Origin of the sequence: Mesorhizobium sp. NPDC059025, assembly GCF_042739655.1 — a bacterium.
Taxonomy (GTDB): domain Bacteria; phylum Pseudomonadota; class Alphaproteobacteria; order Rhizobiales; family Rhizobiaceae; genus Mesorhizobium.
On record NZ_JBHYIM010000008.1, the window covers coordinates 274,274 to 286,552 of the forward strand.

Genomic DNA, 12,279 nt, shown 5'->3' on the forward strand with positions numbered 1-12,279 from the left:
ATCATCATGCTTTAGGCCTGTTGTCGACGATCCGCCTGGCCTTGCCAGCCGAACGCTCGACCGAATCGGGGTCACCGACCACGATCTTCGTGCTGACACCCACCACGCTCTTGATGTGGTGTGCAAGTTCTTTGGCGGAAGCGGTGCGCTGGGCAGTCTCCACGGCATGCGGCATGGCCTCGACATGAACGGTCATGTCATCGAGGCGCCCCTCGCGGCTCAGCACGATCTGGAAATGCGGCGCCAGCCCCGCGCATTTGAGCAGCTGTTCCTCGATCTGGGTCGGGAAGACGTTGACACCGCGCAGGATCATCATGTCGTCGGAACGGCCGGTGATCTTCTCGATACGCCGCATGGAACGCGCGGTGCCCGGAAGCAGGCGGGTCAGGTCGCGCGTGCGGTAGCGGATGATCGGCAGGGCTTCCTTGGTCAGCGAGGTGAAGACCAGTTCGCCCATCTCGCCGTCCGGCACCACTTCGCCGGTCTCGGGATCGATGACCTCCGGATAGAAATGATCCTCCCACACATGCAGGCCGTCCTTGGTCTCGACGCATTCGTTGGCGACGCCGGGACCGATGACTTCCGACAGGCCGTAGATGTCGACGGCATGCATGTCGAAATCGCCCTGGATCTCCTCGCGCATGGCATTTGTCCAGGGTTCGGCGCCGAAGATGCCCACCGCCAGCGACGACGAACGCGGATCGACACCGATCCGCCGGTATTCGTCCAGGATCGACAGCATGTAGGACGGCGTCACCATGATGATGCGCGGTTTGAAATCCTCGATCAGTGACACCTGGCGCTCTGTCATGCCGCCGGAGACCGGCACCACAGTACAACCGAGCTTCTCAGCACCGTAGTGGGCACCGAGACCGCCGGTGAACAGGCCGTATCCATAAGCGACATGGCAGATGTCGCCTGGCCTGCCGCCCGACGCCCTGATGGAGCGGGCAACGCAGGTTGCCCACATGTCGATGTCGTTTCGGGTATAGCCGACAACGGTCGGCTTGCCGGTCGTTCCGGAGGAGGCGTGGACGCGTGCCAGCTTTTCGCGCGGCACCGCGAACATGCCGAACGGATAGGTGTCGCGCAGGTCCTTCTTGACGGTGAACGGGAATTTCGACAGATCCGACAGCTGCCTCAGGTCGTCGGGATGGACACCAGCCGCGTCGAACTTAGCCTTGTAGTGCGGTGAGTTGCGGTAGGCATGGTCCAGCGTCGTCTTCAACCGCTCGAGCTGAAGTGCTGCAATCTCGTCGCGCGAGGCAATCTCTATCGGCTCCAGATCACCCGGGCGCGGAGACAGGTCTTCCATTCAATCCTCCCAGACTGTGCGGTCGTTCCACGCTGGAACGCCCTTTGCGCATCCGAAGGCGGACGCACGGTGCTCTATGCCGGCAGATGTGTTCCCTTGACTGTGCGCGAGTGGCCACGGAATTCAGCGACCCGCTCGCCTTTCTGGTTGATCACCGCGATGTCGTAGATGCCGTTGCGGCCGGCGCGCGAAACCTCGCGGGCTCGCGCCGTCAGCCGGTCACCGAGAAAGGCCGGCGCAACGAAAGTCACCGAGCAGTGCTGCGCCACAGCGCGCTGGTTGTAGCTGTTGCAGGCGAAGGCAAAGGCGGAATCGGCCAGCGTGAACATGTAACCGCCATGGCAGGTGTTGTGGCCGTTGGTCATGGCGTCGGTCACGGTGAAGGAAACCGTCGCTTCGCCAGGCCCGACATGTTCCAGTTCCATGCCGAGATGCCGCGAAGCGCGATCCTCCCGCCACATCGCCTCGGCCGACGCCGCGGCGACAGCCTTGGGATCACCCATGTCGATCGTCATTTGCCCTTGAACTCCGGCGTCCGCTTGTCGAGGAACGCGGCGACGCCTTCCGCATAGTCGGCGCTGCGGCCCGCCCTGCGTTGCAGGTCCCGTTCGAGGTCGAGCTGCTGGTCGAGCGTGTTGGCGGCGCTGGCATGGATAGCCTGTTTGGTCAGCCCGATGCCGAAGGTCGCGCCTGCAGCCAGGCGTTTCGCCAGCGCGCTTGCCTCTGCCATGAGCTGGTCGTCATCGACGGCCTTCCAGATCAGCCCCCAGTCGGCGGCGGTCTGCGCCGGCAACGGCTCGGCCGTCAGCACCAGAGCCTTTGCGCGCGCCTCGCCGAGCAGACGCGGCAATGTCCAGGTGCCACCGGTGTCGGGGATCAGGCCGATCTTCGAGAAGGCCTGGATGAATTTGGCCGATTTGGCCGCGAGCACGATATCGCAGGCCAGCGCTATGTTAGCGCCCGCACCGGCGGCGACGCCGTTCACCGCACAGATGATGGGCTTGTCCAGCGAGCGGATAAGACGCAGCAGTGGATTGTAGAAAGTCTCGATCGTGTGGCCGAGATCCGGCGCCTCGGCGGCCTTACGCGGATCGCGATCGCCAAGATCCTGGCCGGCGCAGAAGGCGCGGCCAGCGCCGGTCAGCAGAACAGAACGGATCGCCGCGTCATCGCGAGCCTGCTCCAAGGCAGCACGCAGGGCCTTATGCAATTCCGGATTGAAGGAATTCAGCTTGTCCGGACGGTTGAGCGTCAGCGTCATGACGCCGTCGGCCACCGCCACCAACAGCGGATCAGATTGGCTCACGTCATTTCCTCCCGCCAGTTCCTCTTCGGCGAAGGCTTGACAGTTACATAATCCGACCGGTCGGTCAATATAAAGGAAACCAGCGATTAACCGCGCGGCATGTGCCTGGCTTGGTCGGACGCTTCCCAAGCGCCGGATGAAATCCCACCGCGTCAGTTGCGGTTGCGCGCACGCTCCAGGTCGCCCAGGGCTTTCAAGGCATCGCGATCACCGGTCGCGGCGGCAGCGCGGAACACCTGCTCGGCATCGCCGAAACGATAGAGCTTGAGATAGGCGTAGCCGCGCAGGATCATCAGGTTGATCCGCTCGGGAGCGATCCGGGCACGCTCTTCAAGGGCCATGATCGTTTCGGGATAACGTTGATGTTCGAAAGCAGCGAGCGCCTGCGTTTCGAGCAGGGCAACACGGACCTCGACTGCGCGTTCCCTGCTCAACGGTGCCTTCGAAGAAGCAACCGCCGCCTGGTCGGCCAGGCCGGCACGCAGATAGGCGAGGCTCTGGCCGTAGGCGGCATCGCTGCGGGTCTGCCCGGTCCCACCCAGCGCCACGTCGAATGCGGCGGCGGCCTCGAGCGGCCGGTTGATTTCCATCAGGCACCAGCCGCGTGTCAGCGCTTGCGTCGGCGTCAGCGCTCTTGGGTCCCGCGTCTCCCGGCATCCTGTGGTCTTTGCAGGTGCAGCCCTTGTCTGCCTTGTCGTCCCAGCGCGCGGGCCGAGATCGGGCGGCATCGCTCTCTGCGATGTGTTGGCGGCGGTTTCCGGCTGCGGTCCTGGCTGCTGCAACGGCGGCACGGCGGACGGAACCCTGCCAGTCTCGCGCGGCTTCGCTTCCGGCTCGCCGACCCTCGCGATACGCTCCGAGCGCCCGATCCACGCCTTCTGGATATCGCGGACACCGGCATGATCGGCAAGTTTCCAGCGCATCAGGGCAAGCCCGTAGGCCGAAGGTTCGTCGTCGGGCTTCCAGCCAAGCGCAAGCGCGAACCATTGCGCGGCCGTCTGGAACTGATTCAGCGCATCGGCATACCAGCCGAACTGTTCGGCGGAGGTCGTATCCCTGGCCTCGGCAACGGCACGCGACATGCGATCCAGCACCTCAACGGCAATCTGCGGCGGCGGTGTCACGGCAAGAAGATTGGCGACAGCAGCCAGATAAACCTTCCTGGTGTCGTCGCTGGTGTTCCGCCATTGGAAAAGCACGCTCTCTGCCTCGGCCGGACGGCTGATGTCGACGAGAGCAAGGGCCAGCCCCTGTGCCGTTTCGGCGGAATTCTCCTTGCCATAGGCGCGGCGGAACCAGGTTTCCGCAGCCTGGGGGCTATCGCGACGCAGATGGTACCAGCCCAGCAGAACCGCGTCGGAGACAAGACCCTGATCGTTCGCCAGCTTTTCAACCAAAGCAAGGTCTGCCGGCGCCACGAGGAGTTTCGGATCGTCGCCGGCATTCGCCAGGCTTTGCCGCGCGATATCCGTCCGCAACGGATCGAACTCACCCTTGCCGTCCGGCGCCTTGCGCTCTTCTGCCAGCAGCTGATCGATATCGGTCCGCGGCAGCAAAGGCAGCGCCTTCTGGACGGTGGCAAAGCGCTCCTCGGACTTGTCGCAGTTCTTCAGGACGTAGAGATAGGCATCGCGCGCGCGATCCTTGCGGTTCGTGCGGACAAAGGCTTCGGCCACGCGCCACAGGACGTCGACATCGCCGCAGGTCAGCAGGCTGGCATTGGTCGCAGCCAGTTGCACGACCTTGTCGTACTGCTTGAGATCGGAAGCGCCGATGAGCTGGTCGCGCGCCTCCGCGACGGCCAGACGCTCGAGCAGATCCTGCGGCACCTGCCAGCCCGGTTCGGCAGCCTGCCTCTCAGCAACAGCTTTCCTCACGGCGGCGAACTTGCCCTCGGAATAGAGCTTCCACATCGCATCGAGTTGCGGATCGCTGGCTGGCCCCGTCGCAAGGGGGTTTTTCGGCGGCGTCCAGCCCGGGTAGAGCGCCTTGAGCCGGGCAATTTCAGCCTCCAGCCGTTTGGTATCGCCCTTGGCCGCGAAGTATCGCAACGCCGTTTCATCGACCGTGCCCGACTGATCGGTCGTGCCGGATCGGGGAGAAGTTCCGCCGCCCGATTGCGCCGGGACAACGTCCGCGGGAGTGTCCGGCTCGACTGCCTCCGTCTTGACCAGCGAGGAAGGGTTTTCTCCACCCTGGCGCGGCAAGAACCGATCGACCAGGCCCGGACCCCCGAGTGCGACTGCCCCGAGAATAGCCACGCCGGCTGGTAGGAGGAGAAGCGACCTCATCGATGCCTCATCCGCCTTGCGGCCGGCCGGGCGCGTTCAAAGCCGCTGCTCCGTCTGTCCTGCTCTGTTCCAGATATGACAATCCGAACCCGCTGCCTCGTCTTTCGCCCTGCCCGGCTCTCTCCCGGAAATGTCGATGATTCGTCAAACAGGATCGAGCCGTTTTTCGGGCGGCCTGTTGTCAGGTGCCTGGTCCACCTCACGATCGCCGCCCGGTTGAGCTCAGCAGGCCGGCCGTGGCAAGGCCCAGGACGATGGACAGCAAGGCAAGGATCAGCGCGTAGAACAGCGCATTCGCCGACAGCCAGTTCGCGATGATCAGGCGATAATTGGAGATGGAGAAAGGCAGCGTTTCGACAAAGGCGGTCCGCGCCGCCGGTTGAACAGCAACCTTCGCATTCTTTGCATCGATCGTGGTGATGCGCCCGCCCAGTTGCCGCCACACGGCCTGATTGGTCAGCATGTCCATTCCCGAATGCAGTTTGCTGGCATCGGGTGCCGTAACCAGCGTCCACGTTCCGGAGCCGCCGGGACTGCTTTGCTGGGCGACGAGCAGCGTGGCGTTTCCTGTCGGCGAATAGGGCGCGTCGGTCCCGGGTATCAATCGCAATGAACTGCCCGAGAGATTGAAGGTCCGGCTCAGCCAGTCCTCCAGTGCACTGACCTGTCCACGCCAACCGCTTCCACGCAGCTTGTCGCGCCATTGGTCGAATGTGACATCCGTTCCCGATCTTGCCGAATTGACAGCTTCCCCCCATGCGGTCCTGCTGTCGTCGGCGATGCCGACCTGTGACAGCACGGCGGCAGGTATCTGGGATGCCGCACCGACGAAGATGGCATCGCGATCGGTGATGGCTGCTGGTGCTGCGGTGACGTCGAACGGAATTGGTCGGCCAGCGGCGGCCGATAGCCGCGCCATCAGCGAAACCGCTGCGGACAGTACCTGCGGCTGGGCATTGTCCACGACCAGTGCGACCGGGCTGACGGCCCTGCTGTAGGGAGCTCCGGTGCCGCCGATCGCCGCCAGGTTCGGCGTCCTGCCGATACGCGCGAATGCCGGCATGACGAGTTCGGAGCTGTCGAACAGGACGAAGCGGCTGCTGGTGGATGCGGTGGCCCCGGGTGCGCAGACGGAATCGGCCTGCGTGCGCAAATCGGCCTCGATGGAGATCTTGTTATCCCCTGGCCGGAAATGGCGCATCGTGACGTTGACCGGCAGATGCCGCAGGATTTCTCCCCTGGCCGCCGTGATCGGTATCGTGGCGGCGATGTTGTCGTTGACATAGATGTCGATGTGGCTGCCCGGCAGAACCTGCTCGGAATAGGCGGCATCCAGCAGCAGGGTGATATGACCGTAGGAATCGGCATAAAAATCGGACGGCACCCCGATTGAAAAATCAGTCCTGAACCGCCGTCCGGAAAACTCCTGCGTCGGCACTCCGAGTTCGGAAAACCTTTTGCGGCCGGCATCGAAGAAGATCGGCACGTCGGGCATGCGCCAGGTCTGGGTGGCAAGGTTCGTGCGCCGGCTTTCGGCCGGGCGATCCACTTGCCTGATCAGTTCGTCTATCGCCGAGTTCACCGCCTGCCAGTCGGGCCCGGTGATGACGAATGTTGCAAACGCCCTGCCAGGCTCTTCGACCATCGCCGACACCGGGGTTGTCGATGCCCCCGCCGGCAGATTTGGCAGAAGCTGCTGGATCTCCGCTGCCGGTCCGATGACGACGGTGGCCTGTCCCGGGCCCGAAGGGCTGCCCAATGTTTCGCGCAGCTCGAAAGCCTGGTTGGGCATATTGGCCAATATCGCCAGCGCCTCCGCCAGCCTGACAACGGGCGCTGTCGCGACCGCCTGGGTCAAGGATGGCACGACGAAGCGGAAGCTGGTCTCGCCGCGCTCATCGACACCGATGGCCCGGATGTCCTCGAAACTCTTCCAGCGCCCCGCCCCTGCCCCCTGGAAGGTCAGGAAGGTTCGGGTTGGATCAAACTGGGTCCACAATTCATAGGTGGACTGTATCGTGCAGTCCGTGCGGTGACGCAGGCTTGTCTCCACCACGATTTCGTTGAACCCGGGCCGCAGAACTCCGGCAGGCAAGGCGGCATCGAGCTGCGCAACACTGTTTGGAGATGACACCGGCGTGTCGATCAGCCGGGTGCCGTTGATCGACAGCTTCAGGCGGGAGGCCTCTGGCGCCACGACGATCGCATTCTGAAAGGCCATTTGCACGGACGCCGGAGATTCTGCCTCCTGCGGCGTCAGGTAGATCGCCCACGACCGGCGCGCGGTCTCTCCTGCCAGAACCAGCTCTCCAAACGGTATCAGATAGCGGCGCTGATTTTCGGAGGCAGGCAAGACGGTTTGCTTGCCGATTGTAGAGCCCGAAGGATCGGCAATGGCCGGCTTCGCCGGCTCTGCTGGCCCCGGCGCTTCCGGCGACATGTCGAAAGGCGCCACCTGCGCTCCGGCAGCCGCCGTCGACATGAGAAGGGCAAGGGCCACATGCCGCCATCTCATGGCTGATGCCCCGCGGTTTCACCGGCCGCAGCCTTGATTTCTGTCCGGCCACGAAGATCGCGGAAGAAATAGACCAGTCCACGATATGTCTGGAAAAGCGCCAACCGGAAGAACCAGAACGTGCCGCGCAGCAGGCCGGGATTGCCGCGACGTGACAGCTGGAATTGTTCCCACTGCCTGGAGTTGGCGAAGATCAGGTCGGCGACGAGCCGATGGTGCCGAGCCTCCTGCGGCGTGTAGCGGCAGCCGATGGCGATGCCCTCGGTCGTCCGTTCGAAATTGCGGATCTTGACCGGCAAGGCGCCTTCGGCGTCATCGGCAAATGTCATGAACCGCAAGGTCGCGTCGGCTCCCCTGGCGAGGTCATCGAGTTCGGCGCCGGGCACCACGACACGCGCACCGTTCGCAGACACGTTCTCGATCGTGCCCTTCAACCATTTTCCATTGTAGTTGAAATCGCAGCGTCGGCTTACCTTGACGCGACGCGTCGCAGCCCGCTCGCCTCGCTCCGAGACAACGCCGAGGGCGCATCCGGCCATGAGAAGGTTGAGCAGATTCCAGCCGCCGACGACCAGCGTCACATCAGCCTTGTAAGGTTCGGCGTAAACCTTGTAGGCGGTCATCGCGACGGCAGCCAGCAACACGGCAAAGATCACGAAGAAAGGTCGCCCGATTTCGGAGAGCCGGCTCTGTGCGATCGACTCGTCCTTTGCCGTCACCTTGAAGGTCGGCTTGCTCGGATTGATCATGACGGAAACGACCGCCGGCAGCAGGTGAACTGTCTGCACATATTCGTAGAGTTCGGAGATCCAGGGCCAGCGGAACGCTCCATAGAGGTAGTTCTGCATCATCAGGTTCACGATCATGTAGGCGAGCGTGTAGGCCATGAACTCGCCGCCGGACGCCGTGAATATCTGGAGATCGAAGAACAGGTAGAAAAGCGGCACGAACAGGAAGATCGCCCGCGCGAACGGAAACAGCCAGAACAGCGTCGATGACATGTAGCAGAGGCGCTGCGGAAACGAGAGGCCGCGCTTCAGCGGCGGGAAGCGGAAGCGCAGGATCTGCATCATGCCTTGCGCCCAGCGGCTGCGCTGTCCGATGAAGGAAGCGAAGGTGGCCGGCTGCAGACCGGCGATCAGCGGCCGGTCGACATAGACGCTATGCCAGCCACGCGAGTGAAGCTCGACCGCGGTCTCGCAATCCTCGGTGATCGAGACGCCGCTGAAACCGTTGGTTTCGAGCAAGGCAGCCCGCCGCAGCACCGCCGCCGAACCACAGAAGAACGCGGCATTCCATTTGTCGAGACCGCGCTGGATCACGCCATAGAACATCTCGTTCTCGGACGGCATCTTTTCGAACGTCCTGAGGTTGCGTTCGATCGGATCCGGATTGAGGAAGAAATGCGGCGTCTGCACAAGGAACAGGCGCGGGTCCTCGTCAAAATAGCCGACGGTCTCCTTCAGGAAATCACGTGCCGGCGCATGGTCTGCGTCGAAGACCGCGATGAGCTCTCCCGTCGAGTGCTCCAGGCCGTTGTTCATGTTGCCGGCCTTGGCATGCTCATTGCGCTCGCGCGTGAGGTAGCGTGCCCCGAGATCGCTCGCCAGTTGCTGCAGTTCGGCATGTCGCCGCTGCGCATTGTCGGCCTCGGCAAGCCGATCGGAATTGCGCTTCTGCAAAGTGCCGCCGTCGTCGAGCAGCCAGACGGTGAAGCGATCCTTCGGATAGTCCATCGCCATGGCGGCGGCGATGGTGTTCGCCAGCAGTGCCGGCTCCTCGTTGTAAGTCGGAATGAACACATCGACGGTCGGCAACCTGCCGTCGAATTTCGCCCGCGATGGCCGGGACGGCAGCGGTTGCGCAACCACGAACAGGCTGAGCGCCAGCATCATGACGCTGTACATCTCGGCAAGGTAGAGCAGGATGCCTGGAATGAAGTTTTCCGGCTGGTTGATCGGCGGCAAGGTGCTGGTGGTGCGCCAATAGACATAGCGCATGACGATCGCGGTGCCGAAGGCGAGCGCTACCAGGCGCCAGATCCCGTCTGGCCGGACCAGCTTCAGGATCATCATCGCGAGGAGAACCGAGAGTCCCGCGACCAGCTGCGTCTCGAGGCTGATGGGAAGCGTTACCAGCCCCAGCACGGCCACGGAGGCGATCGCCCACTGCAGCACGATCAACAACCCACGCATCAGACCTGTCTTTCCATCATTCCTCAAACCTCGCCGCTGCGGTCATCGCGCGACACGCGGATTCGCCGCGCCTTCCAGGAAGCCGATTCCCGCTCCCTTCAATCAATGGCCGATGCAGGTCTCCGTTGCCTGCCTGCCCGCAGATATGGTTAGCGATTCCTTTCTCATTGTTTGCAGTTGGAGCTCACCGGATCACACGGCGGCGGCGGCACGATCACCGCCGGCTGACTTGCTGTGGGTACCTGGCGAACCAGTGCTGTCGGCAGCCGCGTTTCTGCTTGCGATGTGGCAGTCCCCGGCGGCGGGGGAACGATCGGCCCGGTCGGCTCCGGCAGGGCGGGCACGCGTTGTGGGGCAGGCGCGATATGTCTCGGTCGCACGACCCGCTCGACCGACGGAGCCTCGCGCACTGGAGACGTTGTCACCGTCGCGAACTTCTCCGATGCCGTCGGATAGACGGGGGCGCCGGATTTGCCGAGCGAAGCATCCGGCGCATTGACCGCGCCATAAGGATTCCAGCCACTCGAACGGAAATAGGACGAGATCGTGAAATCATACATGGCCTGCAGCAGGCGCTCTTCCGGCAGTGCCTGATCGCAGAGCCGCAACCTGATCTGGATCGAACCCTTGTTGCCGATGAGCGTCTGCGTCGAACCGGTGGAAGTCAGGCGCTGCCAGGCATAGAGACAGGTATCCCCAGAAGATGACCGCCCGACGGCGTAGCCGAACGGGCCGTACCGGTTCTGCACGTAGTAAGGTGATCGGGTCATGCGAACGCCGGGAAAGAGCTGGCGCATCTCGGTGCCGATGTTGCTGGGCGGCAGGAACCCCGCGCGCAATTCGGTCTGCCCTGCGACCTTGCGGTCGACGGGGCCGAACAATTGAACCCTCAGCATGTTCTGGCCGGGAGAATGCGCGGAGGTCGACAATGCGATCTCCTGCTGAAGCGCGTTGGCATATTGCCGTTCGATGATCCCTGTGATTGCCGGTCCGCCAGGGCCAGGATAGGCGAAGGCCTTTTCGGCAGAGACCATCTGCGTGTCCGACAGCGAACCGACATGGGTCTGCTGGGCACAGCTGGCCAGAAGCAGTCCCGTCATCATGCCGGATAAAACCAGCATGGGAGGCCGTGCTTTTCCGGTCTTTGCTGCAGGCAGCCTGCTTTTGAGCAAAGTTCGCATGGCGCCGAAGCTAAGAGATTCGGCCTGTCCAACGAAGCGCGAAAGCCAGCCCTTTAGCGGTTCATCACATTTTGATGTGGCCTGAGTCGAAATTGCCACATTGGATCAACGCAGCGGCCCGCTTGCCACCATGCATCGCCGCCAGAAGATTATCACTGTCAGGCCGGATCAAATCACTGGCGCCGGTTCGTTTCTGGGCTCACCTTCGAGACAGATGCGGTTCCGGCCGCCAAGCTTTGCCCGATAAAGCGCCTTGTCGGCACGCTCGTATAGTCTGTCGAGCGTATCGCCAGGCCGGGCCTGGGCAATTCCTGCCGAAAACGTGTAGCCAAAGGCAGTATCTATGCTCAGCGGCCGCGATTGACGGACCTGCGAAAGCATCCTTTCGACGATGTTTTCGGCATCTGGAAGGCAGGCGCCCGGCAAAACGAGCGCAAACTCCTCACCGCCGATCCTTCCCATGCTGTCGAGACGGCGCACCATGCCATGGATGGTTATGGCAAAGTCTCGCAATACGATGTCGCCGGCGGCATGGCCAAAGCGATCATTGATGTTCTTGAAATTGTCGAGGTCGAGGATCGCCAGACAACCACAGCTGTTGTCAGGCACGGCAGTTGCCCTGGCGATGATTTCTTCCGCCCGCGCCAGCACGAAGCGGCGGTTTGGTATGCCAGTCAGTTCGTCGGTCTGGGCGACCTTGAGGGCAAAATCGCGATCCTGCCGAACCTTTCGCTCGGTCGCCCTTATCGATGTGATGTCGCTGGCGATGCATAGCATCCATCCCTCGGCATCGACGGTTTCGGTCATCCAGAGCCAGCGCCCGTCGAACAGATCCGTCTCGAAGGCCCGAAAGCCAACCTTTCCGCGCCTGGCCTGGGTCGAAACCAGCCATTCCTCGAAGCTGGCAGCCCGGATTATCGTTCCGCGCGACAGGGCAAAATTCCGACGCATGATCTCCGCCCAGAGCGGCGTCTCGTCGGGATCGATGAAATAAACGTCGCGGAACGCCCGATTGGCATATCTCAGGCGATCGGAACCGTCATAGAGCGCCACCATGGCGCCGGAAATTTCCTGGACCTCCGATAGCCGAAGAACGATGTCTTCCATCATCAGCCGCTGCAAGTCCCCGCATCAGACAGTACGTTAGCATACTATCACGTGCGACTGGATTGCGTTGGTTTGATGTCAATCGACATGAACGAACCGTCACCAGCGCGGCTCCTGCCCGTATCGAGCCACGTGCGGCTGGCAGAACCAACAGTTGGTTGCTGCCAGCCGCTGGCGATCACCATTTCAAGCCGATTTTAGCGGTTCCAGCGACGTTGTGGACGTTTCCGGAGAGTTCGCCCTGGAGGCTTGCGGCGGCGAAGAAGCCGTTGTTGGTTGCGTATTCGATGCCGGCGTCGAGGAGTGCGCTGTAGCGGTCGGGATTGGCGCCTTCGATGCTGAAGGCGGTACCGGGCAGCGCCTGGAAGC

The 12,279-nt window shown here is 62.8% G+C and carries 9 protein-coding genes; all 9 read right to left on the reverse strand.

All coding sequences use genetic code 11. The features are described 5' to 3' along the window. Positions 1 to 4 precede the first annotated feature (4 nt). Complete coding sequence (paaK, locus tag ACFWYE_RS20660; protein ID WP_379113927.1) at positions 5 to 1,315, reverse strand: phenylacetate--CoA ligase PaaK; 1,311 nt, start codon at positions 1,313 to 1,315, stop codon at positions 5 to 7. A gap of 74 nt (positions 1,316 to 1,389) precedes the next feature. Next, positions 1,390 to 1,830, reverse strand: a complete 441-nt coding sequence (gene paaI, locus ACFWYE_RS20665) for a hydroxyphenylacetyl-CoA thioesterase PaaI (RefSeq protein ID WP_379062484.1) — start codon at positions 1,828 to 1,830, stop codon at positions 1,390 to 1,392. Further along, positions 1,827 to 2,621, reverse strand: coding sequence for a 2-(1,2-epoxy-1,2-dihydrophenyl)acetyl-CoA isomerase PaaG (gene paaG, locus ACFWYE_RS20670; protein ID WP_379113929.1), 795 nt, complete (start codon positions 2,619 to 2,621; stop codon positions 1,827 to 1,829). Before paaG ends, paaI begins: the two co-directional genes overlap by 4 nt. A gap of 152 nt (positions 2,622 to 2,773) precedes the next feature. Then, on the reverse strand, positions 2,774 to 4,912 hold the full coding sequence (locus ACFWYE_RS20675) for a cellulose synthase (RefSeq protein WP_379113931.1): 2,139 nt from the start codon (positions 4,910 to 4,912) through the stop codon (positions 2,774 to 2,776). Between the two features lie 199 nt (positions 4,913 to 5,111). Then, positions 5,112 to 7,427: a cellulose biosynthesis cyclic di-GMP-binding regulatory protein BcsB gene (locus ACFWYE_RS20680; RefSeq protein WP_379113933.1), complete on the reverse strand. Its 2,316-nt coding sequence runs from the start codon at positions 7,425 to 7,427 to the stop codon at positions 5,112 to 5,114. Continuing rightward, a complete protein-coding gene (gene bcsA / locus ACFWYE_RS20685; RefSeq protein ID WP_379062491.1) occupies positions 7,424 to 9,622 on the reverse strand; it encodes a UDP-forming cellulose synthase catalytic subunit in 2,199 nt (732 codons plus the stop codon). The genes ACFWYE_RS20680 and bcsA overlap by 4 nt, the downstream gene beginning before the upstream one ends. 164 nt (positions 9,623 to 9,786) lie before the next feature. Then, positions 9,787 to 10,743: a cellulose biosynthesis protein BcsN gene (gene bcsN, locus ACFWYE_RS20690; protein WP_379113934.1), complete on the reverse strand. Its 957-nt coding sequence runs from the start codon at positions 10,741 to 10,743 to the stop codon at positions 9,787 to 9,789. Between the two features lie 228 nt (positions 10,744 to 10,971). Next, complete coding sequence (locus ACFWYE_RS20695; RefSeq protein ID WP_379073166.1) at positions 10,972 to 11,910, reverse strand: diguanylate cyclase; 939 nt, start codon at positions 11,908 to 11,910, stop codon at positions 10,972 to 10,974. A 178-nt stretch (positions 11,911 to 12,088) separates the two neighbouring features. Continuing rightward, a partial coding sequence (locus tag ACFWYE_RS20700; protein WP_379113936.1) for a hypothetical protein occupies positions 12,089 to 12,279 on the reverse strand: 191 nt, incomplete at its 5' end.

What these genes read in the sequence shown, in the direction of transcription:
- ACFWYE_RS20675 (WP_379113931.1), bottom strand. Translation starts at nt 4,912, where the DNA reads ATGAGGTCGCTTCTCCTCCTACCAGCCGGCGTGGCTATTCTCGGGGCA.
- paaK (WP_379113927.1), bottom strand. Translation starts at nt 1,315, where the DNA reads ATGGAAGACCTGTCTCCGCGCCCGGGTGATCTGGAGCCGATAGAGATT.
- ACFWYE_RS20680 (WP_379113933.1), bottom strand. Translation starts at nt 7,427, where the DNA reads ATGAGATGGCGGCATGTGGCCCTTGCCCTTCTCATGTCGACGGCGGCT.
- bcsN (WP_379113934.1), bottom strand. Translation starts at nt 10,743, where the DNA reads ATGCTGGTTTTATCCGGCATGATGACGGGACTGCTTCTGGCCAGCTGT.
- bcsA (WP_379062491.1), bottom strand. Translation starts at nt 9,622, where the DNA reads ATGCGTGGGTTGTTGATCGTGCTGCAGTGGGCGATCGCCTCCGTGGCC.
- ACFWYE_RS20695 (WP_379073166.1), bottom strand. Translation starts at nt 11,910, where the DNA reads ATGGAAGACATCGTTCTTCGGCTATCGGAGGTCCAGGAAATTTCCGGC.
- paaI (WP_379062484.1), bottom strand. Translation starts at nt 1,830, where the DNA reads ATGACGATCGACATGGGTGATCCCAAGGCTGTCGCCGCGGCGTCGGCC.